This is a genomic window from Acidobacterium sp. FHG110202_01, assembly GCF_059115305.1.
Map to the genome: position 1 here is coordinate 1 of NZ_JBZYWJ010000006.1, position 24,423 is coordinate 24,423.

20 protein-coding genes and 1 tRNA gene are annotated in these 24,423 nt (G+C 54.6%); 12 read left to right on the forward strand and 9 right to left on the reverse strand.

Annotated elements, in window-relative coordinates:
- Nucleotides 1–472 precede the first annotated feature (472 nt).
- The 3 genes from AC5S16_RS13480 to AC5S16_RS13490 form a co-directional block, all read right to left on the reverse strand.
- Nucleotides 473–1,273 carry a DUF3106 domain-containing protein gene (locus AC5S16_RS13480; protein ID WP_493930600.1) on the reverse strand — a complete coding sequence of 267 codons (801 nt, stop codon included), beginning with the start codon at nt 1,271–1,273 and terminating at the stop codon, nt 473–475.
- 105 nt (nt 1,274–1,378) lie between these two features.
- Nucleotides 1,379–1,879, reverse strand: coding sequence for an anti-sigma factor family protein (locus AC5S16_RS13485; RefSeq protein WP_493930601.1), 501 nt, complete (start codon nt 1,877–1,879; stop codon nt 1,379–1,381).
- Nucleotides 1,880–1,897: 18 nt separating this feature from the next.
- A complete protein-coding gene (locus tag AC5S16_RS13490) occupies nt 1,898–2,737 on the reverse strand; it encodes an RNA polymerase sigma factor (protein WP_493930602.1) in 840 nt (279 codons plus the stop codon).
- A 139-nt stretch (nt 2,738–2,876) separates the two neighbouring features.
- Between AC5S16_RS13490 and AC5S16_RS13495 the strand changes: the two genes are divergently transcribed.
- From AC5S16_RS13495 to AC5S16_RS13520, 6 genes are all read left to right on the forward strand, one after another.
- A tRNA-Val gene (locus AC5S16_RS13495) sits at nt 2,877–2,951 on the forward strand.
- A gap of 96 nt (nt 2,952–3,047) precedes the next feature.
- A complete protein-coding gene (locus tag AC5S16_RS13500; protein WP_493930603.1) occupies nt 3,048–4,214 on the forward strand; it encodes an esterase/lipase family protein in 1,167 nt (388 codons plus the stop codon).
- Between the two features lie 346 nt (nt 4,215–4,560).
- Nucleotides 4,561–5,199, forward strand: a complete 639-nt coding sequence (locus AC5S16_RS13505) for an RNA polymerase sigma factor (RefSeq protein WP_493930604.1) — start codon at nt 4,561–4,563, stop codon at nt 5,197–5,199.
- Complete coding sequence (locus AC5S16_RS13510; RefSeq protein ID WP_493930605.1) at nt 5,196–6,476, forward strand: hypothetical protein; 1,281 nt, start codon at nt 5,196–5,198, stop codon at nt 6,474–6,476. Before AC5S16_RS13505 ends, AC5S16_RS13510 begins: the two co-directional genes overlap by 4 nt.
- A gap of 124 nt (nt 6,477–6,600) precedes the next feature.
- Nucleotides 6,601–9,816 (forward strand): TonB-dependent receptor, encoded by a 3,216-nt coding sequence (locus tag AC5S16_RS13515; protein WP_493930606.1) that lies wholly within the window; start codon nt 6,601–6,603, stop codon nt 9,814–9,816.
- 110 nt (nt 9,817–9,926) lie between these two features.
- Complete coding sequence (locus AC5S16_RS13520) at nt 9,927–11,144, forward strand: SGNH/GDSL hydrolase family protein (protein WP_493930607.1); 1,218 nt, start codon at nt 9,927–9,929, stop codon at nt 11,142–11,144.
- 49 nt (nt 11,145–11,193) lie between these two features.
- Here AC5S16_RS13520 and AC5S16_RS13525 read toward each other — a convergent pair whose 3' ends face one another.
- Together AC5S16_RS13525 and AC5S16_RS13530 are read right to left on the reverse strand one after the other, a co-directional pair.
- Nucleotides 11,194–11,703 carry a DUF892 family protein gene (locus AC5S16_RS13525; protein WP_493930608.1) on the reverse strand — a complete coding sequence of 170 codons (510 nt, stop codon included), beginning with the start codon at nt 11,701–11,703 and terminating at the stop codon, nt 11,194–11,196.
- 37 nt (nt 11,704–11,740) lie between these two features.
- Complete coding sequence (locus AC5S16_RS13530) at nt 11,741–11,947, reverse strand: hypothetical protein (RefSeq protein ID WP_493930609.1); 207 nt, start codon at nt 11,945–11,947, stop codon at nt 11,741–11,743.
- A gap of 182 nt (nt 11,948–12,129) precedes the next feature.
- Here AC5S16_RS13530 and AC5S16_RS13535 point away from each other — a divergent pair, with 182 nt between their 5' ends.
- A complete protein-coding gene (locus AC5S16_RS13535) occupies nt 12,130–12,417 on the forward strand; it encodes a DUF3175 domain-containing protein (protein ID WP_493930610.1) in 288 nt (95 codons plus the stop codon).
- A 185-nt stretch (nt 12,418–12,602) separates the two neighbouring features.
- Here AC5S16_RS13535 and AC5S16_RS13540 read toward each other — a convergent pair whose 3' ends face one another.
- Nucleotides 12,603–13,280, reverse strand: coding sequence for a lipid-binding SYLF domain-containing protein (locus AC5S16_RS13540; protein ID WP_493930611.1), 678 nt, complete (start codon nt 13,278–13,280; stop codon nt 12,603–12,605).
- Nucleotides 13,281–13,423: 143 nt separating this feature from the next.
- Here AC5S16_RS13540 and AC5S16_RS13545 point away from each other — a divergent pair, with 143 nt between their 5' ends.
- On the forward strand, nt 13,424–14,140 hold the full coding sequence (locus tag AC5S16_RS13545; protein ID WP_493930612.1) for an MgtC/SapB family protein: 717 nt from the start codon (nt 13,424–13,426) through the stop codon (nt 14,138–14,140).
- 514 nt (nt 14,141–14,654) lie between these two features.
- Here the strand turns inward: AC5S16_RS13545 and AC5S16_RS13550 are convergent.
- Nucleotides 14,655–17,144, reverse strand: a complete 2,490-nt coding sequence (locus AC5S16_RS13550; protein ID WP_493930613.1) for a glycogen/starch/alpha-glucan phosphorylase — start codon at nt 17,142–17,144, stop codon at nt 14,655–14,657.
- 152 nt (nt 17,145–17,296) lie between these two features.
- Nucleotides 17,297–17,692 carry a (R)-mandelonitrile lyase gene (locus tag AC5S16_RS13555; RefSeq protein ID WP_493930614.1) on the reverse strand — a complete coding sequence of 132 codons (396 nt, stop codon included), beginning with the start codon at nt 17,690–17,692 and terminating at the stop codon, nt 17,297–17,299.
- Nucleotides 17,693–18,059: 367 nt separating this feature from the next.
- Between AC5S16_RS13555 and AC5S16_RS13560 the strand changes: the two genes are divergently transcribed.
- The 4 genes from AC5S16_RS13560 to AC5S16_RS13575 all read left to right on the forward strand — a co-directional run bounded on the left by AC5S16_RS13560 (nt 18,060) and on the right by AC5S16_RS13575 (nt 23,076).
- The gene (locus AC5S16_RS13560) at nt 18,060–18,500 is read left to right on the forward strand and encodes a cupin domain-containing protein (RefSeq protein WP_493930615.1); all 441 of its coding nucleotides are present in this window, start codon (nt 18,060–18,062) and stop codon (nt 18,498–18,500) included.
- Nucleotides 18,501–18,514: 14 nt separating this feature from the next.
- The gene (locus tag AC5S16_RS13565) at nt 18,515–19,690 is read left to right on the forward strand and encodes a Gfo/Idh/MocA family protein (protein WP_493930616.1); all 1,176 of its coding nucleotides are present in this window, start codon (nt 18,515–18,517) and stop codon (nt 19,688–19,690) included.
- Between the two features lie 19 nt (nt 19,691–19,709).
- On the forward strand, nt 19,710–21,089 hold the full coding sequence (locus AC5S16_RS13570; protein ID WP_493930617.1) for a Gfo/Idh/MocA family protein: 1,380 nt from the start codon (nt 19,710–19,712) through the stop codon (nt 21,087–21,089).
- A 280-nt stretch (nt 21,090–21,369) separates the two neighbouring features.
- Nucleotides 21,370–23,076 (forward strand): FecR domain-containing protein, encoded by a 1,707-nt coding sequence (locus AC5S16_RS13575; RefSeq protein ID WP_493930618.1) that lies wholly within the window; start codon nt 21,370–21,372, stop codon nt 23,074–23,076.
- Here the strand turns inward: AC5S16_RS13575 and AC5S16_RS13580 are convergent.
- A complete protein-coding gene (locus AC5S16_RS13580; RefSeq protein ID WP_493930619.1) occupies nt 23,073–24,392 on the reverse strand; it encodes an MFS transporter in 1,320 nt (439 codons plus the stop codon). The two genes, AC5S16_RS13575 and AC5S16_RS13580, sit on opposite strands and share 4 nt — an antisense overlap.
- Between the last annotated feature and the right edge of the window lie 31 nt (nt 24,393–24,423).

Genomic DNA, 24,423 nt, shown 5'->3' on the forward strand with positions numbered 1-24,423 from the left:
GTCATCCTGAGCGACAAATTTCAGGTTTTCATTCTGAGCGAAGCGTGCGGAAGCACGCGCAGTCGAAGAACCCCCACGAACTCGAAGAGCCTGCCCTGCGCTTGTCGAACGGTTCGTGGGAAGTCGGCCAAAGGCCGACGGGATGCACATCCAGGCGAATCAACCGATGGCAGCCAAATACACTACGAATTGGTCATCCTGACCCTGAGTGCAACGAAGGGGAAGGATCCATACACAGCATCGAGCCCCACAACATCCGGCAGCTTTCCGCCACGAACATACAGACATCCCCTAAGCCAAAACCCGGAAGATAACCAGAAAAAACAGCCCCCCCGCTAAATACAAGAAAACACTGGAGTAGTGCACAACCAATAGAAGAATCAATCACATAGCAGGGGGTCACCCCCCGCTATCTCACTGAAAATAAACAATCCTTCCGCTACATAGGGGGAGGGGGGTACCCCCCATGCTCTCACTGAGGAGGCACTCCCGGCCGAGGCTCATACGGCTCGACGCGCAGCATGTTGCCAAGCACTGTCCGTTCCTGCGGTGAGAACTGCTGCTGGAATCGCGATGAATCGATGATCGACTGCCGCTGCTCCGGGGGAACGGCACGCAGGTCCTGGAAGGCCCGGGTCATGGCTCCTCTGCGGTCGGTCGGCATCTGGTTGAAGGCCTGCGAGGCTCCGCGCACGTTAGACTTCTGCTCCGGACTGAGCCGGTCATACATCTCCTGGCGCTGAAGCGTTCGCTCCCGCTGCTGCGGAGGAAGGCTGTTCAAAGAGTGCATGCGGTTGATGAGCCGCTGCTGCTGGTCCTGGGGCAGGCGGTTAAAGCCCGGCTCATTGCGCAGTGCGTTCTCCCGCTGCTGCGGCGTCATGTTCTGGTGATTGTCCAGCCAGGCGGGCAGATGTCCGGGACGGGCAGTCTCCTGCTGCGCCCCGCCAAAGCGCTGCGGCTGTTGAATCTGAGGTTGCTGCATGCGTGGCGACTGCTGCTGCATTGGCTGCCGGACCTCTGGCTGTGCCTGAGGCCGGTATTGCTGCCGCGGTTGCTGCTGCGAGAAATGCGGCGTCTGCGGCCGGGGCTGAGAGAAGTGCGGAGCTGACGGCCTTGGCGCAGAAAAATGAGGCGCTGAAGGATGGCCCCCGCCGTGCTGGGCAACGATCGCCGAGGGAAACAGTGCTAGAACGAAGGCGCAGACAGAAAAAAGTCCGCGCCGGCACATGTCTCTACCGTTGCGGGACCGATTTTGCTGTTTGCGCGCTTGCATGACTGTAACTTCCAAGGCCTAAATTCAATTTTGTATGCACCGCTTCCGGCTGCGGATAATAACGGCCCGGATTCGGCGCAGTTCCTCATCGTTCACTCTACCGGCTTACAGGGTGTTGGGCGAATCGCCGTTGTCCTGGTCGCCCTGATCAAGCGAGTTCAGCTGCTGGAAGACCTGCGCATTGTCGTCAATCGACTGCAGGTCCTGGACTACCGCCGAAGCGCCAACTGCGGGAGTCGCATGCGGCTGCTGCATCAGTCCAGCATAAGTGCCGCCGCCCACAATCAGCAGCAGGGCCAGGGCGCCCGCAGCCAGAGGGCGCAAATGCACATTGCTGCCAAAGAGCATCCGGGCGCGCAGGCGCTCCAGGAATCCGGCGGGCTCGGCGCGCTGCTCTTCACGCAGCCGCGCCGACATCCTCGAGTCGAAGTAAGGCGAAGGCTCAGGCGCATGCCACTCGTCCATCAGACTCATGGTCGCTTCGAGCGACGCCATTTCCTCGCGGCACGCAGCGCAGTCTTCAAGATGAGCGCGTACCTCAGCGGACACCGACTCCGGGTCAAGGAGCAGGTCAGCAAGATTCGCTTTTACTTTCCGGCAGATCATAATTCCCTCTTTTAAAACTTAAACAAATTCCTTCAGCTTCTCCCGCAGCGTCTGGTACGCGCGGAAGAGCAGTGACTTCGTGGCGGACTCACTCAGCTTCAGCACCTCGCCGATCTGCTTGTAGTCCATGCCCTGATACTTGTGCATCAGCACGGCGGTCCGCTGCCGCTCCGGCAGGGCCATTACATGCTGGCGGATGGCGCGCATGCGCTCGTCCTTCACCAGGTCATGCTCGACAGACGGGGTCGTGTCGGCCAGGTCTGGCGTCGTTCCCGTTTCCGGGTCTGGCTGGTCCAGGTACACATTCTGGGCCGTCCGCTCATGTTTGGTATCCCGGGCGTAGTTTACGCCGAGATTCGTAGCAATGCGATAGAGCCAGGTGGTAAATCTCGCCTCAGCCCGGTATGTCTCACGAGAACGGTAAACGCGGAGAAAAACCTCCTGCGCCAGCTCCTCGGCCACAGCCTGGTTGTGCACCATGCGGAACATGAAGTGGATGATGGGCTTGCGGTATTTCTCAATCAGGTAATTGAAGCCCGCATCATCGCCTTCGCGCACCCGGAGCATGATCTCCGCATCGGAGAGCTCGCTCCAATCGCTGATCCTGGCGCTCCGCACAACCTCAGCCCGGATGCCCGGTATCAGCGGTCTGTCCAAAACTCGGTCTAGAGCAATGGTCGCCATACCCTTAGAAACACCGGTTTCGTCCGGAGGTTGCGGAAAAGATACGTCCTCGGAGGCGTCTTCGGCATCATCCTGCCAGTCTTCGGATTCCGGGTCGGTCCTGCCTTTTCCGGATTTTGGGGAATCCGGAGGAGGTTCGTCACCAGGAAAACCAGCTGGGTCTTGATAGGCCATTCGTTCGTCTAAGTATGAATTGTAAATAGATGCAACAAATGCTTTCTCCTATCCTTTGATAGCATTCAGGGTCAAATGGGAGGTTTGGCAGCCCACGCAGGCGGATGATGATATTCTTAGAGATATCCCCGCCTTCTAGGGGCGCATAACTCAGCGGTAGAGTGCCACCTTCACACGGTGGAAGTCGTAGGTTCGAATCCTGCTGCGCCCACCATAGAATCAATTGTTTGTGCCTAAGGGTTTCCAGATCAGGGTCTATTAAGGTCTTGCTGTCCCGGCTCAAAGCATTATCATGAGAAGAACCCGTTGCATGAACAGGAAGATCAAGTATGTTCTGGTCGCCCTTTTCTTCCTCTTGTTCGTCTCCTCTTTCTCTTCCCAGGCCGCGATAGAACAAAACCAAATGCAGGCAGCCCCTCGGGCAAGAGTCATAGTTTTTGTACATGGGCTTCATGGAAGCCGTGACTCCTGGCGAGCCTCAAACGGCGCCTATTGGCCGGATATGATTCGGACGGACCAGCGCTTCGCCTATTCTGATGTTGAGGTCGCTGAATATCCCACGCCTACGTCAAATGGCAAGATGTCCAGTGTGCAGCTGGCTGAAATTCTCTGGACTCGCCTCAAGCAAGACCACGTATGGGATCATCGCGAGGTGGTTTTCATCGCCCATAGTTTGGGCGGCATCCTCGTCGAAGAGATGCTGCTTAGACATCCAGCAGAGGCGGCGAGAGTCAGGTTCATTGTGTCGTATGGAACTCCGCATGAAGGCTCAACAATTGCCCGCATAGCTTCCATCTACGATAAAGATCCTCTCCTCATTGACCTCAGTGATGCCAGCGATAACACATTCCTGACTCAATTGGAAAACAATTGGCGAGGGCACGATTCCGTAAATAGCATTCATCGGTTCTGCGCTTACGAATCCGAAGACACAACGCCGGAAAATGGTTTTGGCCGTTACCTCAAAACCCATGCCCGCGTGGTCAGCTATTTCAGCGCAACCTATGGGTGCGATGTGACGACTCCACCGCAGGAAATCCATGCCGATCACTTGCACATGGTTCGGCCTCAAGATCGGACATCGAGCGCTTATGATTTTTTCTACCGTGTTTATCGTGACAATCCCATCCTGGAAGAACAGGTTGTTACACGAGAGAATGTAGTTGCAGGCCTGGAAGCCAGCTGCGATCAAAGCAGCGCAAATCCTGACTTACAAGTTCCGATAGCCCTCGACAGCACAATGCACGAAAAAGTAGTGTCGGCTACTGCTTCCTTGATTAACACGGTGAATATCCGGAACGTAAATCCCGACCCACCGATCGTCACCAATATCGATCCGGACGGCGTCGCGCATATCAATTACGGATTCAGCGGGCCAGCCAAGAAGCTCTTCATTTGCTACAGCACTGCCCGCGCGTCTTTGAAAGTTCAATTTTCTATCAACCGACAAGTGCCGGTGCGTGAACCGCTGAATTGAGCCGCAATTGGAACCGACGAACCTATTCTTAATATCCACTCGTTGGGAACGTTAGCCCGGCTCTCCACTACGCCGAAATATGCAGATGAAATGCATAGATTCCGTTAGATAACAGGACGATCTCTTCAATAAAAAGCCTAATAAATACGGTCGAGATTCAAATTTTGTACCAACATATTTTATGGATTCGAAGGTTATTGAACCTTAACACTGGTCTTGTATTTTAGGTTTAATGGCAACCGTTACGTCTGCTTGTTTACCGTTCCGCGTATTCATCTGCGCATCTTGCCAAAACGATTGAGAGACTCTGTTGTCCTATAGCGATTCCACAGAGCGAACGCTAGAGGTGGCCCTTTTCTGGCCCCAGGAAGAGCTGCATTCAGTTGCTGCTCAGGACAACGCCGGGATTCGATCTTCAACCGACGAAAATCTGTTGGCTGCGCTCAGGAGTAAAGACCGCGAAGCGCTTGCGGAAATGTTCCGGCGTTATTCGCGTTTAGTCTTCAGCATTGGTCTTCGCATTCTCCGCAATGCAGGCGAGGCTGAGGAGATCGTTCAGGAGGTCTTCCTCTTTCTCTACCAGAGAGCGGAGCTCTTCGATGAAAGAAAGGGAGGAGCGAAGGCTTGGCTGGTGCAGGTGGCGTATCATCGTTCGCTGGACAGGCGGGACTATCTGCATCGACGCAATTTTTATCTTGGTACAGATGTGGAGGCTCTGGCCGATACTCTCAAGGGGAAGGGAGACGTGGAGCATGATCTTGCGTCAAAGCTGAACCGGGAGCGTCTGAAAGAGGCGTTCCAGAATCTCTCCGACCGGCAGCGACTCACTTTGGAGCTATTCTTCTTCGAAGAGCTCGACTTCCGCGAGATTGCGGCACGGCTGGATGAATCGCTCGAAAATGTTCGCCATCACTACTATCGTGGGCTTCAAAAGCTGAGGAAGGATGCCTTCGTAAAGGAACTCAGAGATAAGAACAAGTCATGACCGGGTTCGGATCACAATTAGAGCATGAGAAGTATGAAGAACTTTGCGCCTTGGCCACTGCCGGCATACTAACGCCAGCAGAATCAGGGATGCTGAAAGCTCATCTGGGAACGTGTGCTCAATGTAGAGAGGCATTCGACCAATATCAGAACATTGCAACAGACGGAATGTCTTTTCTTGCCAATCACTGTGCGCTGCAGGTCGGCAAGGATGAGTTCGACGAAGCATCTGCCTTGAGCCGGCTGATGCAAGCGACAGAACAAACTGAAGCGCCGCCGGTTCCGTTGACTGTAGTTGCAAGCAAGAAGCCTGTGTGGAACCAGGCCCGGGTTCGTGGTCTTGTCGCAGCGTCCCTTGTGATGAGTGTTGGTGGTGGAGCGTACTGGGCTGGTACACATTCGGCCAATCTACGCCTGCGCGACGTGCATGCGGTGTCGCAGTCTGCTTTGAATCGGATAACAGCCGAGAAGCAGGCACTGGAAAAAGCGATTCAGGCCGATAAGCAACAGATTTCTATTCTGGAACAGCAGGCAGCTGCAGATAAGAATGATATGGATAAGCTTCGTGCTGAGGCCGAAGCCAACGCCGAGCAAGTAGCAAGCAAAACGGATGCCGTGAATGCGGTAAAGAAAGCATCTGACGAGCAACTGGCAGCCCTGACGCAGGAGCGGGATGCGAATGCAAATAAGCTGCGTGATGCTGAGAAGCTGTACCAGACCGTGCAGAACGAACTGAACACGCTACGCAGCCAGCATCAGCAGGACATGACACGTCTGGCATCACTGGAGACACGTGCAGACAGCCTCACGGCTGAGCTTAACGATCAGAACAAGCGCACAAAAACAGATGAGCAGTACCTTGCCTCAGACAAAGATATTCGGGATCTGATCGGCGCTCGTAATCTCTACATTGCTGACATCATGGATGTGAACGAGACAGGGCAATCGAGAAAGCCGTTTGGTCGCGTGTTTTACACCAAGACCAAATCGCTGATCTTCTATGCCTATGATCTGGACCGCCAACCTGGCGTGAGACGGTCGAGCACATTCCAGGTGTGGGGAAGAACTGGCGCCAGTGACCGCAAGCCCATCAATCTCGGCTTGCTCTACATGGATAGCGAGACAAACCGCCGCTGGACGCTGCGCGTGGATAACCCTGAACAACTTGCTCGTCTGGATGCTGTCTTCGTCACCATCGAACCGCACGAACAGATCAACGGACCTACCGGCAAGCCTTTTCTTTATGCATCGCTGCGGCGTGAACCCAATCACCCCTAGTCTTTCATTTGTGAAAAGTCAGTTACATCCCTGAGCAGCACGGTACAGATTGAGATTCCCGCCCGTAATAGAGGGCACAAGAGCCGAGCCTGCTCGGCATCCCCTCAAGAGAGGAATCAATTGCATGCGACGCACAGCTGCTGCTGTATTTTTTGTCCTGCTTTTCGCCAGTCGCGTATTTGCCCAGGCAGGCAATGCCAGCCTGACAGGATTCGTTCAGGACTCCTCGAAGGCATTCATATCCGATGTTCGAGTGCTTGCTGTCAACACTGATACAAACCAGCAATTTGAGGCAAAGACCAACAAGGACGGGAGCTATAACATCTCGTCTCTTCCAGTCGGGCCATATCGGATGCAGATCGAGAAGATCGGTTTTCTGACCATCCTGAAAGAAGGTCTGTTTCTGCATACCCAGGATGTTCTGCAAATCAACTTTCAGATGGCGGTGGGCTCAACCTCCGAAACCGTTACCGTGAGTAGCGAAGGAAACAATATCAACACTACAGATGCCGCAGTGGGTACCGTGATCGATCGCCAGTTCGTGGAAAACATTCCTATGAATGGAAGAAGCTTCCAAACGCTGGTACTGCTTTCTCCCGGAACTATCACCAGCACTCCGCAGGTTGGTGTCGGTACGCCGCCGTCAAATGATCAAGGCGAGTACAGCGTCAACGGCATGCGCAGCGACGCCAATAACTTTATGGTGGATGGGGCCAGCGCGAGCAACTCGCCGGGCTACACCAGCGCGGCAGGCTCCTCGGGCATGCTTGGAAGCGCAACTGCGCTGGGAACAACACAAGCAATGCTTCAGGTGGATGCGATGGAAGAATTTCGCATGTCGACTTCGACGTATTCCGCTGAATATGGAAGACAGCCGGGCGCACAGATCACTTTCCGTTCCCGCTCAGGCACCAATGAGTATCATGGAACACTCTACGACTATCTTCGCAACTCTGTTTTTGATGCGAACAACTGGTTCAACACATACACTACGAATCCGATTCCAACTCCAGCTGAACGGCAGAATGATTTCGGCGGTACGTTAGGTGGTCCAGTCTCCATACCGCATTTGTTCTCGGGCAGGGATCGAGCTTTCTTTTTCTTTGGATACGAGGGATTGCGTTTAACCCAGCCGCAGGCTGCCAGTATCTATTATGTTCCATCGAACGGAACCTATAATACGGCGGTCTATTCCGATCCGCGGTACGAGAATCTGCGGCAATATGCTCCAGCAGCACTGCAACCGGTGCTGAATGCATTCCCGCTGCCAAACTGCTCTACAGCGCAGGATCCCCAGTGCGTGGATTACGGTCTTGGCGGCTCTCCTTACTTGCAGACCCCGACGTCGACAGGAGAGCTCAACTCCATCAATGCCCGCATTGATTATCAGCTTCTACCGAGCATGCGCATCTTTGCCCGCTATAACGATACGACCAGCAACACGGCAGGAAATAGCGCTGGAGGACCCATGTTGGCTCAGATCATTGGGCGCAATCGGATCTATCTTCTTGGAGCGGACAACGCCTTTGGAGCAACACTCTCCAATGAGCTAAGGCTCCAGTACTCTCCTGCGATATTTGTTGCTCAGGATACTCCTGTCAAGATAGGTGGAGCTACCAACCTGCTCGACATACAGGGTTTGGAAGGTCTTCCAAACATTGGTGAGAGCGTAGTACATATCTCATTGCCTAACACTGTAAGCATCTATCAGACCAAATTCGGATCACAGCAGTTTCAGCCAAACGCCACCGACGCGATTACATGGACACACGGACGGCACCTTTTCAAGTTTGGCGTAGATTACCGTCAGACAACTGCCTATTACAATGACGGCAACATTTCTCGCAGCCCCTATGTGGCTTATGGCTGGACATCTGCAGCTACGATCCTGTCAAACACGGCGAGCTACACGGCTACCAACGAACCCCGCGTAGATCCAACCAGCAAGAATCTAGGCCTGTTTGCACAGGATGAATGGCGTATTCTGCCACGGCTCAGCCTGTCTCTCGGACTCCGCTGGGATTTGAATCCTCCTCCGTCGGTATCCGGAGTTCAGGCATATACCTATACGGGCAATATCAATGACCCGTCTACCCTGGGAATATCAACGCAGCCTGGTGGCGCGCTGTACAAAACCACCTACACGAACTTTGCTCCGAGATTCGGGATGGCGCTTACCATTCACAATCAGCCGGGCCATGAACTTGTGTTTCGTGCAGGAGGCGGCCTCTTTTACGACCTGATTGCAGTCAACGGAATATTTGGTTCCGGCACCGGCCTGGGAACATCTGCAACGACTACGGGTAAGACGGCATTTCCACTTACGGCAAGTCAGATCCTTCTTCCCATCACTGTGCCGCCAAAGGCGCCGTACACACTTCAGTTCTATCCTGCAAATGATATCGTCCCTCCATCTGCGATCCAGTGGAATGCCGCCCTGGAGCAGGCGCTCGGCAGCAAGCAGACTATCACGATGGGCTATGTGGCATCTGTAAGCCGCAATCTCGTACGGTACCAGCAGTTTTCTCTGAACAAGTTGAATCCCAATTTTGGGACGGCGCAGTTGTACATCAATGGGCCGGGTTCCAACTACAACTCTCTTCAAGTAAAGTACCAGCGCCAGATGGCGTTTGGACTTCAGGCTCTGGCATCTTATACCTGGTCGCATGCTCTCGATTGGGCAAGTACGGAGGACTACAACGTATCGTTCCCCTTCCAGAAAGGAAATTCCAACTTCGATGTGCGCCAGAACTTTACTGCAGCTCTTGTCTATGATCTGCCCTCGCAATACAGCAATCGGCTTGAAAGAGCAATCCTTGGCCACTGGAATACTGACTTATGGTTTGTTGCTCGCACAGGCTTTCCCTATGAGCCGACCGGTCCGGCTATCACCGATCCAGCAACTGGAGATGTGGTCTACGGCGAGTTGAACTATAACGGCAAATATCCTTATGTGCACAAGGCTGGAATCCCTGGCGGCCGCCAGATCGATCCCACAATCTTCAGTGTGACTGCAGACCCGCTCGGAGTCGGTAATGCTCCACGCAACTTCCTGCGTGGCTTTGGAGAGAACCAGGCAAATCTCGCCATTCAGCGCAGTTTTCCGTTGTACGAGCGGATGCAGCTTCAATTCCGCGCGGAAGCTTTCAACATAGCCAATCATCCGAACTTTGGAACCGTAAACACGACGTGCGGTGTCACCACTGCGGGTACTACCTGCAATAACACGATCATGGGGCAGGCAACGAATACTCTCTCAACTGGCCTGGGTGGATTGTCTTCGCTCTACCAGCAGGGCGGGTCTCGATCCTTGCAGCTTGCACTCAAGCTCAAGTTTTAAATCCTCAGATGGATCCCGGGGGTCACAAGAAGCGCTTTCCGCTCACTTGTGAACCCTTGGAATTCGTTGCTGCAGCCAACATTGAAAAATACCTGAATAGCTAAAAACTTATGAAAAAAAATATTCTTTGCATGATGACGCTGCTCGTCTCGATGAGCAGTGCGTCTTTAGCCTCCGATCATCCAAAATCTGAATGGGTGGGCAGCTGGGCCACAGCGCCAACGCTGATGCCGCTCAAAGATTCCGTCAGTGACTCCACAATTCGTGATGTGGTGCACCTCAGCCTGGGAGGCTCGGCTGCTCGCGTAACACTGACGAACCAGTTCGGAACTACGCCGCTGCGCGTCGGCTCAGCGCACATCGCATTGTCGGCAGGCGGTGACAAGCTGCAGCCTGGCTCCGACCACCAACTCACCTTCAACCATCAGACATCTGTCTCAATTCCCGCAGGCAGTTACATACTCAGCGATCCGGTTCCGATGCCTGTTGCAGCATTCTCTGACCTAGCCATCAGTCTTTATCTGCCGCAACAGGATATTGCCGCGCCTACCTGCCATCAATACGGTTTATCAGCCAACTACATTGTCGCAGGTGACAAGACAACGGAGAGTAACTTGCAAGGCGCACGTACGCAGGTTTCATGGTGTTTCCTGCAAGGCATCGATGTCCGCCCTGAGAACAAAGGTGCTGCCGCGGTGGTCGCCCTGGGAGATTCAATTACCGATGGCGCGCGCTCAACGGTCGATGCGAATCACCGCTATCCGGACTATCTCGCCACTCGCTTGCACGCAGACGGGAAAACGGCGCACCTGTCGGTACTGAACGAAGGCATCTCCGGTGGCCGCGTGCTATTTGAGGGGCATGGTCCGAGCGCGCTGGCTCGCTTTGACCGCGATGTGCTGGCGCAACCTGGTGTGCGCTACATCATTTACCTCGAAGGCATCAACGATATCGGGCAAATATTGAAGCCTGGTTCTCCAGAAAAAACGCTTACGGTTGACGATCTGATCTTCGCTGCTACTCAGCTCATTACCCGAGCCCACCAGCATGGAGTAAAGATCTTCGGAGCGACGCTGCTTCCCTTCGGTCCGAAGGACCTTCCTGCCAATCCCGATTGGCTGAAGGTCCGCCAGACCATCGACCAGTACAACGACTGGGTGCGCACATCACATGCCTTCGACGGAGTTGTCGACTTCAACAAAGCAACTGCTGATCCGCAGGCTCCACAGACCATGCTTCCTGCTTATGACAGCGGCGACCATGGCCACCCAAACGATGCCGGGTATAAGGCTATGGCAGATGCTATCGATCTTTCCATGTTCCGATAGCAGGCGCACCGTTCAGCGACGCATCTTAGGGCTAAGTCGAGCCACCCGATCAAGCTGCCTTTTTGGCGCTGGGATTGATGCGCATTGCTATCTCAGTCAGCAGATGATCGGCATGGCCTTCTTCTTTGATGGTCCGATCAAGTAACTTCGCGTGAGACGGTTGGTCGAGCACTTGAGCAAAGTGACGGACCGTGCCATAAGAAGCAATCTCATAGTGCTCAACTCGCTGGGCCGCGGCGATCAATGCTGCGTCACGAACGATGGGATCATCAGCGTCCTTAAACATATCTTCGGCCTCATCGACGAGGGCCTCCAATGCCTTGGACTTGACACTTTCGGCTGTACCCAAGGTCTCGCCCAGAATTTTCTCCAGGCGAGTCACGTGTTGCTCAGTTTCCTGCAGGTGAGACTGAAATGCCTGCTTGAGTTGCGCATCGCTGGCTTTCTCAATCATTTTGAGAAGTCCTTTCGTAATTTGCTGTTCCGCCGAAAGAAGCATCTGAAGCTGATTCACATAGAGTTTGCGGAGGTCATCGAGGTGTGCAGATGCAAGAATCATAATATTCTCCTTGATATGAGTTGGGTGCGCGACTAACCTAAGCCGCTTTATGTTTTGCCTGCTCTGGATTGAGCTTGACCTTGATCCATCCTCGTTCATGGCGGTCAAATGCCCGATAGAGGCCTGTGCCGCAGATGGCGCTGGCAGTAATGTGAATGATGGCATCTGTTGGCTGTTTGAGCTTGGGTTCAGATACAGTTTCCAGCGCAATGTCACCGATACCTTGATACACAACTGCTTTCATGGCGAGCTCCTGGCTTGGGATAGCACAGGATCTACGTTCGACCGCTGCTGATAAGTTAGGATGCGAAATCCAGAAGCATCGAATACCCAGCGCCAGACACTTCGGTCAATTTTTGAGTATTACACCGGCTCATGCACTGCAATGCATCCTAACTTGGAGATAGAGCCTTGAGGTGAATTGCTATGAGTAACCAGCCACGCCAAACAGAGAACAAGAAAAGATGGGTGAAGGATGTAAAGACCGATTCCACGCATCCTCCTCAAGACCTCTTTAAGAAAAGTGCACCCGCTATTGCCCGGAGCCTTGCATCGAAGAAGGTATCTCCGAAAGGACCCACATCAGGGCTGCGCATGTTGACCTACTTCATCAATCGGGGCGGTAAAGGATTAAGTACAACGCGCAGAAAAGAGTTAGAGAAGGCAAAAGAATTATTGTCGGAACGCATCAAGCGTCAGAAGAAAGCGGCCTGACGATTGACCTTCTTTTCATATCGAGTAAGATGCTTATCGTTGAATCGATGATTTACACGCATTGATCCACATCTGCTAACCTCATGCGTCTGATGGACCGCATAGTAGGTAAGACAGGCGTTCTATAAGACGATTAATTATCATTCCTTCAAGAACTTCCTGCCTCGGGTCGCGTCGATGTACTATTAGCGTGTTGCGGCCGAATAGTTTGCCACAGTCTGCACAAAAGGCGTTGCGGTACTCGGCGCTGGTATGCTGCCTTTCAGAATCTGATCAAACGTATGCGGTGCACCATACAGGACAGCCGTATCGTCGGTGTTCTGGCTTACAGATGTGCCATCCAGATCAATACCTGCAAGTAGTCCCTTACTGCGAGAATAAGTCAGCAATTCTGCTCCCATCTTCCAGTCAGTTGAAGCTTGCGCGTTGCGACCGACAGGCCCAGCTGCGGCTGCAGCGTCACCTCCGATCTTGAATTTGTTCTTCAGCAGATCCTGCATACCTTTATCATTCATGGCAACCAGCACAAGATCCGTCCCCTGACCGCCAATCTGGAAGCCAAAGGAGCCGCCAGCCATGCGGATAAATACCGGCCCGCTCCAGCCATTAGCCGTTCGGCAGGTCACAACACCTTGCCCATATTGGGCCCCCACCATGAATGCGCCCTTCTTCAGGCTTGGCACCACTGCAACGCACGTTGCTTTCTCCATCACACTGTTGGGAATACTTTTATCCGGCGTCTGCATAATCTGATCAATCACGCTCTTGGCATTGTTCAAACGTTGATCGAGGGCTGCCTGATCACTTGCGGCAACTGCAGGCATCGACAGCACCAGAATTGATAGAGTAAGAAGCTTCTTCATGTCTTTAAGTTCCTCCTCTAGTTTGTGGGATGCCGGTACAACGCATCTTGAAACCAGAAGACAAGAGGAAATGCGAATTTGCAATGGAACACAGCCTAGTTCATCTGACATCCAGTTAGGCACTTCTATCAATCCAACTATAGATGGCATCTGAGATACATTGGCCCGCAATCGCCCTTCGCCTCATCCTGACGGTGATCGCAGGGAGTCTTCTTGGCATGGAGCGCAGCAAGACAGGACACGCTGCCGGCTTTCGTACGACCCTTTTAGTAACGCTGGCCGCTTCGGTGTCCATGATCCAGATGAATCTGCTGATAGAGACGAATGGCAAGCCACATGATTCATATGTAGTGATGGACCTGATGCGCCTGCCACTCGGCATCCTGACCGGAGTTGGATTTATAGGAGCAGGCGCCATTCTTCGCAAAGGTGAGATGGTTCTCGGCGTAACGACTGCTGCAACGATGTGGCTTGCGACTGTAATCGGCTTATGTTTGGGAGGCGGTCAAATCATCTTGGGCTCCATAACGTCACTGATCGGTTTCATCGTACTTTGGGGATTTCGGCAACTAGAAAATAAAATCGAACGTTACCAGATGGCAGAACTGCGGGTGATGACTGCCGAGGGATACTTGTCTGCGCAAAAACTGCGTGACCAACTCGAAGGGGCGCAGTTTCACATTAAGTCGCTTTCCATGACTCACTTTGCAAGTGAACATCGCTGCACCTTTGAATGCGAAGTGCGTTGGCCTTCAATGCAAGGAAAGGCGGATGTTCTTCCGCCGGTCCTGACCGAGCTTGAAAAGACCCCTGGACTTATCGAACTGGAATGGAAAGGCATAGCCATGGGACCGACTTGATCACATTTTGCGTTTTGAAACGTGCTCAGACGTACCATTGTGGCCTAAGACCGAACCGATAATTCGCCAAATGGCGAATGAATGTCTGTAGGTATAACCAACTTGCTGTGCGACGTATTTGGTTGTACCGATTTATGTCCAGGCGAGTTCCAGAATATCCAAAAAAGGATGGCTATGAGCAGGAAGACAAGAGCGACCCAGAACAGAAAGTGAAGACGCTCTTTCCAGGTAAACGGAGGTGTCATCATCTACTACCGGGCGGATATAGCCCTGAAATTCCTCTCCTCTTTTAATTGAATGCTTCTGCTCTGGATGCGCGTTGCCTCCGGTACATCACATTTGTGGGTGCAGAAGGTAATATCGGGTCGCGCTCAACATTTTTCAATCAATGAAATTTGCTGGCACAATGATATCCATCAGGGAGCGCATCGCAGATGCGCTCCCTGATGGACTATAGAGTGTGTAATTTTACCGCGCCGTTGTGTTGCTTTTGAGGCTTGCCGGCAATCGGAGCCTAAAGGCATGCAGCAATCCGCTCGACCCCCCAGATATTCTGGCTGTACTCGCGAATTGCGCGGTCAGAGGAGAACATTCCCATCCTCGCAGCATTCAGAATCGACATTTTCGACCAGGCTTCCTGGTCACGATAGAGGTCTGATACGTGATCCTGGCAATCGATGTAGGACTGATAGTCGGCAAAGAGAAGATAGGGGTCGCGGTCAAGCAGTTGATCGAGCAGTGGACGGAAAAGCCCCTGGTCGCCATGCGAAAACCGGCCCGATGCAAGGCCGTCGATCACTTCACGAAGGAAGGGATTGGACTCGTAGATGGCACGGGGACGATATCCCTGCGACAGCTTGTGTTCAACCTCATCCTCGGTAAGACCGAAGAGGAAGAAATTATCGTGGCCTACGGCATCCCTGATCTCAATATTGGCTCCGTCCAATGTGCCGATGGTGAGCGCGCCATTCATGGCGAATTTCATGTTACCGGTCCCGGAAGCTTCTTTGCCCGCAGTTGAGATCTGCTCACTGAGGTCTGCTGCGGGATAGACTCTCTGCCCGAGGGTCACGTTGTAATTGGGAAGAAAGACCACCTTCAGACGATGCTTCACATCAGCATCGTTATTTACGACCTCGGCGACGGAATTGATGAGCTTGATGATCAGCTTGGCAATCGCGTAGCCGGGCGCGGCCTTGCCGCCGAAGATAAATGTCCTGGGCGTTATGTCCAGATTAGGCTTCTGTTTCAGGCGCTGATAAAGAGTAATGATGTGCAGAACTTTCAGATGCTGCCGCTTGTATTCATGAATTCGCTTGACGAGAACATCAAACATGGATGCAGGATCGACCGTGATTCCAGTCTCATCTAGTATGTAGCGCGAGAGCCGCGCCTTGACCTCGCTCTGCACCTTGCGCCACTCGGCACGAAAGGCTGCGTCTTCTGCGAAAGGTTCAAGCTGCTTCAGTTCGTCCAGATCGCTGAGCCAGCCCTCGCCGATGCGCCTGGTTACTAAAGCGGTTTGTTCCGGATTGCTGATGGCAATCCACCGCCTCGGCGTCACACCATTCGTTACATTCACGAACTTCTCGGGCCATAATTCGTAGAAATCGTGAAGCACGTCGCTCTTCAACAAGGCAGTATGCAATTCGGCGACGCCGTTGATATGGTCGCTGCCCACGCAGGCAAGATGCGCCATGCGCACGAACTTTCCGCCCTGTTCGTCAATGATGGACATCCGCGAAATCCGGGCCTGGTCGCCATTGAAATGTTCCCCGACCTCGTCCAAAAAGCGCCGGTTGATTTCGTAGATGATTTCAAGATGCCGGGGCAGCAGTGATGCGAACAGCGGCAAGCTCCAGCGCTCAAGCGCTTCAGGAAGCAAAGTGTGATTGGTATAGCTGAAAGTGTGCGATGTGATTTCCCATGCCTGCTCCCAGTTCAGGCCATGCTCGTCCACGAGCAGCCGCATCAGCTCCGCAATACCGATGGATGGATGCGTATCATTCAGCTGAATCGCCCACTTTTCATGGAAGGTCGTGATCGAGCGGCCAACGCTCAGGTGCAGCCGGATCATGTCCTGCAGCGCGCATGAGGTGAAGAAGTATTGCTGCTCGAGACGCAGCTCTTTACCCTGAATCTCTTCGTCGTTCGGATAGAGGACTTTGGAGATATTCTCGGCAAATGTTTTGCCCGCCACAGCACCCTGATAATCTCCGCTGTTAAAGCGGTCGAAATAGAAAGACTCGTTAGATTCCGACTTCCACAACCTCAAATTATTAGCTATGCCCGAACGATACCCGGGAATAGGAGTATCGTAAGGAACGCCGCGCACAATAGAAGCCGGAACCCAGCGCACACGGTACCTTCCTGTCGAATCGGTCCAGCCTTCTGTATGGCCGCGAAATCCTACTTCCACTGCTTCGTGCGGCCGCCGAATCTCCCAGGGATTTCCGTACCGGAGCCAATAATCTGTCAGCTCCACCTGGTAGCCATTCTGGATCAGCTGCTGGAAGATGCCGAACTCATAGCGCATTCCATACCCAATGGCAGGAATTCCAAGCGTCGCCATAGAGTCGAGATAACAGGCTGCCAGCCGGCCCAGACCGCCATTGCCCAGTCCTGGCTCTCTTTCCTGCGTCACAACCTGATCGAAATCACGGCCCAGTTCGGTGATTGCCTGTCGAAAAGGTGTTTCAACTTCGAGATTGAGCAGATTGTTCGCCAGATGTGGTCCCATCAAGAACTCAGCGGACAGATAGCACACCACGCGGACATCCTGATGCTTGAAGCAAGCCCAGGTCGAAAACCATCTCGCCAGGATGCGGTCGCGCAGTGTATACGCAACCGCCATGAAAAATTCCTGGTTGCTCGCGGCTTCCTGCGTCGTTCCCACGACATAATACAGGTTGTCCAGAATGGCGCGCCTCAAGGCTTCTACGCTGCTCGCAGTGCGATCATCTTCAATCTGCACCGTTGGCTCAGGGGATGCCAGCTTCTGCATGTTGCACCTCGCGGTCTGCTTATTTGATCATGACGTTTTCTGGCCCATAAAAAGACCAGATCTTTCGTAGGGCTGTGATTATAGATGTCCGCCATACAATGGCAAATCAAGACGCTATGAATTCTCACGACTGGATCTGGCTCTGACTGCAATCATCCCCGGTATTGTTCCTCACTGACATGTTCCAGCCAGTCGACGGCCTTTCCGTCGAGCTGTTCCTGAATAGCGATATGGGTCAGGGCAGTGGTGAGTGTTGCTCCGTGCCAGTGCTTTTCACCGGGGGCAAACCAGACCACGTCTCCAGGGTAAATCTCCTCAATCGGGCCGCCCCAGCGCTGCACCCGGCCGCTGCCTGCTGTGACGATCAGGGTCTGGCCAAGCGGATGCGTATGCCATGCCGTCCGCGCGCCCGGCTCGAAGGTAACACTCGCGCCCTGAACACGAGCCGGATCAGATGCCTGAAAGAGCGGGTCGATGCGGACTGCGCCGGTAAACCAGTCAGATGGACCTTTCGCGGAAGGCTGCGAACCGATGCGCTTGATTTCCATGTATCGTTGCTCCTTCAGTCACTTTATGACAGATGCGTGCAAAGCAGCTGCTTGCCTCACCGGAGAAATTGGCGGCGGCCTTGACTCTGAATTTAGTTCGCATCATGAAGTAATTGTAAGCTGCCGCAGTTTTTTATTTCATATCCGGAGGCCTGGAATTCACAGGACGAGTTAGTGTGGTGACTCCAACTTTATCCCCAGCGAAACACTGACCGGAGATCATATCCCATCCTCCTGCAATTCCCGCTGAGCGGGATAAATTTGACCCGGCAACTAATTGTCGACTAGGATGCATTGCGAATTTTGAAACGGGCACGGGCTGAAGCTAAATCCTGCCGGTGCTCCGAACACACAAGGAAACAAGAAAATGATTACACGCCGGGATATATTTGTTGCCCTGTTTGCAGCCGCGGTTACGGCTGGTGGATTTGCCCTTGCCGACCAGGGGCTGGTCATGGGCTCCGCGGTCTTTGACTGGAATGCGATTCCTGCCAAGCCGAGCGCGGTCGGCTCAGTTCGTTCTTTCTTCAAGGCGCGCACGGCGACACTCGATGAGTTGGAACTGCACGTCACCTCTCTCGATCCGGGCAAGATGTCACATCCGCCGCATAAGCACCCGAATGAAGAGCTCATCATCATCGACCAGGGCACAGTGGAGACGCTCAGCAATGGCGAGTGGAAGCGCGTGGGGCCGGGATCAGTGATCTTCAACGCCTCGAACCAGCTGCACGGATTGAAGAATGTCGGCAGTACTCCGGCTGTCTACCACGTGATCAACTGGCAGTCGGCTACTACTCCAAAACAATAGGAGCGAGAAACACAATGCAAGATGCGAGCGTAGGCCGGCGGTCCTTCCTGAAAGCCATGGGCTCTGCGGGCATGCTGTCGATGCTGCCGGAAGCGGCCTTTGGGCTGCATCCCGGCGGCGGTCACATTGCGCACGAGGTTGCCGGGCCCGGCTTCGACGATGACGGCAAGCCAAAAGAGTCGATCAAGTTCGGTGTTATCGGACTCGACCACTACCACATTATGGGCATGACGGCAGCGGTGATTCGCGGCGGAGGCGAGCTGGTCTCGTTCTATACTGACCTGCCCAAAGCGGTCGTGGATTTCAAAAAGATCTATCCCAACGTCAAGCTGGCTCGCAATGAAGATGAGATTCTCAACGATGCAGAAATCAAACTGATCGCAGGCGCACCCATTCCGAACCTGCGCGCGCCGCTCGGCATCCGCGCCATGAAGCACGGCAAGGATTTTCTGAGCGACAAGCCGGCCATGACCACGCTCGAACAGCTTGCCGAAGTGCGCAAGGTCTCCGCGGAGACAGGCAGGATGTTCGCCATCATGTACTCGGAGCGGCTGGAAGTAAAGGCGGCGGTACAGGCGGGTTATCTGATCAAGGATGGCGCGATCGGAAAAGTGGTGCAGACGGTTAACATTGCGCCGCACAAGGTGAATGACATTACCCGGCCTGATTGGTTCTGGGATCCGGAGAAGTACGGCGGGATTCTCTGTGATATCGGATCGCACCAGGCCGACCAGTTTGTCTACTACACCAACTCGACGACCGCCGAAGTGACGGCCTCGCAGATCGCCAACGTGAACCACCCCACGCACCCCAAGTTTCAGGACTTCGGCGACATGATGCTGCACGGCAACGGCGGAGCGGGCTACGTCCGCGTGGACTGGTTCACTCCAAACGGGCTGAGCGTCTGGGGCGACGGCAGGCTCTTCATCCTGGGGACAGACGGCTACATCGAGTTGCGCAAGTACATCGACATTGGCGGAAAGACGGCGGGCAACCATCTGTTCATCGTGGACCAGAAGCAGGTCCGGTACATCGACTGCAACAATGTGGTGCTTCCCTTCGGGCCACAGTTTGTTTCCGACATCGTAAACCGCACCCACACCGCGCAGAACCAGGAGCAGGCGCTGCTGGCCGCTGAGCTGGTGCTGAAAGCGCAGAAGAATGCAAAGGTGCTGACCTTTACCTCATGAGCCATCGAGGACGAAGACCATGAAAAAGCGTGCGTCGCGCAGGACGTTTCTGAAGCTGGCCACTGGAGCAGCAGGAGCAGCGGCTGTGGCAGGATTTCCCGACATTGTGCCGTCAAGCGTTTTTGGAGAAACATCGCCGAGCAACCGCATCAACGTAGGCGCCATCGGCGTGGGACGTATCTCGCGCGTGCATGATCTGCCGGGAATCTGGCAATTCGATCAGGCGCGCATCATGGCGGTCTGCGATCTCGACGCAAATCGCGTAGAAGCAGGCAAGAAGCTCATCAACGACTACTACGCGGAAAAAACAGGCAAGGACTACGACGGCGTCACCGGCTATCACAACTACCACGACCTGCTGGCGAACAAGGACATCGACGCCGTGGTGATCAGCACGCCCGACCATCAGCACGCGATTCTCGCGGTCGATGCTGTTCACGCAAAGAAAGACGTGTACCTGCAGAAGCCCGCGTCGCTCACCATTGGCGAAGGGCGCGCGATGAGCAATGCGGTGACGGCCTCGGGGCAGATTCTGCAGATCGGTTCGCAGCAGCGCTCATGGAAGCAGTTCCATCGCGCCTGCGAGCTGGTGCGGAATGGGCGGATCGGCCAGATCAAGCATGTGGAAATTGGCCTGCCGGGCGATCCGAGCGGGCCGGACGCAGGCCGCATGCCGATCCCAAAGAATCTGAACTATGATGCGTGGCTCGGGTCAACGCCCGAGGTCTATTACACCGAAATACGCGTGCATCCACAAAACGATTTCAGCCGTCCGGGCTGGCTGCGCTGCGAGCAGTTCGGCGCAGGTATGATTACCGGCTGGGGCGCACATCATGTCGATACCGCGCACTGGGGCATGGACACCGAGCACACCGGCCCGGTCGAAATCTGGGGCACAGCGGAGTTCCCGACGCATGGACTGTGGGACGTTCACGGCAAGTTCCTCACGCACGCGATCTATGCGAACGGTGTCACCATGGACATCAGCGGAGACTTCCCCAACGGCATCAAGTTCTACGGCACGGAAGGCTGGATCTTCGTCACGCGCGATTCAGAAGTGACACCAACCGACCCCGGAAAGCCTGCGACCAAAATTGAGCCGCTGATGGCAAGCAATCCCAAGATTCTCGACAGCGTGATCGGGCCGAACGAAGTCCATCTTTACGAGAGCAGCGACCAGCACGGCAACTGGCTGGACTGCATAAAAACAAGAAAGACGCCGATTGCTCCGGCAGAGATCGGGCACCGCGCGTGCTCGACATGCCTGCTGCACCACATTGCGATGAAGACTAACCGCAGGCTGCACTGGGACCCGGCAAAGGAGCGCTTCATCCATGACGATGAGGCGAACAGGATGCTGTCGCGCGTGCAGCGCGCTCCTTATGTGATGAAGGCGTAAGTCTTGAGGCTGGATTTTATTAAGCTGATGTGAAACTTGCGATGACCCTGATCCGTCATTTGCAAACAGAGCTGTTAATATGGCGTTCTTTTAGCAGCATAACAATTACGACTGTTCGCGCGCACCCATTGCTTTCGGACCAACGTACGAACCAGCGGAGGTGACTATGGCTTTGAGTCGTTGCCGTCGCGTATCAGTTCTCCTTCTTTGCAGTTTCCTCCCCCTCCTCCCCCTTGCTGTAGATGCTTCCGATGTTGAATCAGCGAAAACCGCTCAGCCGTTGCAGTTGAATATTCCTGCCGACCAGATCGAGCCGCAGATTGTGCGCATCAGCTATCTTGAAGGCGATGTCCGCGTCTCTCGCGGCACCAAGGGCGCAGCGTGGGAGGCTGCCGTCTCCGGCCTGCCGATTGAGGCTGGATTCACGCTGGCTACCGGCGCCGGCCGTGCGGAGATTGAGTTCGAAGACTCCTCCACGGTCTATCTAGGCGAAAATTCAGTACTGTCCTTCAATGACCTGATTGCAGCGGGCGATATTCCAATCACCGGGGTGGCCCTGTTGACAGGCACCGTGACGCTGAATGTTCACCCGGTTGCAGGAGGAATCTTTGCCATCATGACGCCGACCAATCGGCTGCTGATCAAGTTTCCTCTGTTCAGTTATGCGCGTGTCACCAGTTATGTAGATGCCACGGCCATTACGCCGCAGGAACCGATGAACATAAGCTCATTCACACTTCCAGTATCGCCTGTCGAGCACTTGGTCAAGGGGCAAACCACTCTTTACCACGCAAGTGGCACGCCTACTGCTGAAGACGTCGCGGCTTCTGAGAATTTCAAGGAATGGGACAGCTGGGTTGCTGGCCGCGTGGCTGCGCGCGCCAAAGCAATCGCAGCCGTCATGAAGGAGTTGAATCTCCCTGCGCCTGTTCCCGGCCTTGCTGATCTTTATAACAAGGGGACGTTTTTCTCCTGCGAACCTTATGGCACATGCTGGGAGCCCGCAGCTGATGCCGCCAAGGCTGCTTCAGCGCGAAACAGCACATCAGGAACTGCCCTCCTGGTCCCGGCCAGCCTGTCTCTTTTCCGCAGAAACTCATTTCAAACAGTGATGCCCGGGCAATTCCCGCCGGGAGCGTTGCCCGGACAAACGACACGTCAATGGCCAAATCTCTATCCTGCGCTCGATGATTTTCCGTGCTATCCGCCAGGCGTAGCCGCCACGCTCCCTGTGAGCATGGGTATTCCCACCTACGGTTACGACTGGGCCCGGTGCCATGCCGGATCCTGGATTTATCGCCAACACCGTTATGTCTGGGTGGCTGGAGTTCATAAGCATCATCACTGTCCGGTTCACTGGGTAAAGTCCGGCAAGACGGTAGCTTTTGTACCTGTGCATCCTCGTGATGTTCATGGAAAGCCTCCACTGAATGGCGTGCATATGGTCTTTGCGATTGAGAGAAAGGGCAGCGTGTCGGTCTCGCGCTTGAATCTTGATTCCGGCGCGAAGCTCAAGACGCTCAGTGAAGCTCCACGAGGAATGCGCGGCGAGTATCACCAGACACTCGCACGCGTTGGTGATCCTGCGCCTGAGATCCACCGCGCAAATGGAGTGTTGACAGCGAAGGATTCAGGCGCAAGGCTTACCTTCAATCATCACTCCCAAAGCTTCACCCTGGGCAAAGCGACGATGCTGAACACCGGCAATAACATCGGGCAGCTGCAAAACTTCAATCGCAGCATCGGCAGCATGCAGTCACGGCCAGGCAGCGGTGAAGGCGTGCATGGCGGATTCTCTTCCGGAGGCGGCCACGTTGTTTCGGGAAGCTTCGGCGGCGGTGTCAGCGGAGGCGGCTTCCACAGCGCCAGCTCGGGCGGAGGCTTCAGTGGCGGCGGAGCCAGTCACGGTGGTGGCTTCAGCGGCGGAGGAGGAAGTCATGGCGGAGGCAGCGGTGGTGCCAGTGGTGGCGGAGGAGCCCACCACTAGTACGGCATACTTCTGAGCTTCTGATTTGCAGGGCGCAAAAAGAAGATAATCGCTCCGGAAACGATCAGCGAAAGGGACATGACCAGAAATCCGGCGCGTGAATTGCCGGTAAGCGCCTGCAGAAAACCCACCAGCCACGTTCCGGCGAAAGCGCCAAGCGCGCCGCAGCTGTTGACGAGGGCGATTACTTCTCCGGCGACATTCTTCGGCAGCATCTCCGGAACAATGGCGAAGAACGGCCCGTACGGCGCGTACATTGTGCCTCCGGCAAGGATCATCAATCCATAGGCCGGCCAGAAGCTGTGCGCGACCGTCAGATAAGAGCCGAAGAGCGCGATTCCCGACAGAACCAGCAAAGGCCAGATGAAGCGCTTGCGGCTCAGCGTGCGGTCAGAAAAATGTGATACCGCGAGCATCAAAATGATGGCGAGCAGATACGGCCCGGCATTCAGCAATCCTACAATCTCAATGCCCTGGCTCATGCCTGTCCGGATGATGGTAGGCAGCCAGATCACGAAGCCATACACCCCCAGGCTCCAGCAGAAGTACTGCACGCAGAGCAGCACGACGCTGGGCATACGAAAAGCGATGGCAAGGTTGGGCGTCTGGGGAAGGACCCGCTGTTCCAGCTCAAGTTGGCTTGCGAGCTCTTCGCAGCATGCGTCGCTGAGCCAACGCACATCCTGTGGACGGTCGCGCACCAGAGCCAGCCATGCAAAGGCCCAGAGGATCGAAGGAATGCCTTCGAACACAAATGTCATCTGCCAGCCTACTGCTTTAATCAGGTAACCGGTGGCCGCCGACATCCAGAGCACAGTGATAGGGTTGCCGAGAAGCAGGATAGTGTTAGTCCGCGAGCGCTCGGTGCGCGTGAACCAGTTGCTCAGCAGAATCAGCATCGCCGGCAATATCAGGCTTTCGGCCACACCAAGCAGAAAGCGATCGATGGCGAGGAGCCAGAACTCGCGGATGACGCCTGTCAGCGCGGCCAGCGCACCCCAGCCGAGCAGCGCAAGAAAGATGAGCCGCGTGGCGCTCTTTCGCCGTGCGTATGCCGCGCCGGGAATCTGAAAGACGAAATAGCCGAGAAAGAAGAGAGAGCCCAGGAATGCAGACCGGGAATCGCTGATGTTGAGTGTCTTCGCCAAGCCCGCGGCTGCGCCAAAGCCGTAATTGGCGCGGTCAAGATAGGCAAGGCTATAGGTAACGAAGACGGCGGGCAGCAGATATGTCCAGCGCCTTCGCAGTTCCTTCTGAAGCAGTCCGGGATTTTCCACGCGATTCAGCACACCAGATGATTTGTAGCATTCTTTCATTCGTGACTTGAACTTAAAATGAAAGACAGTT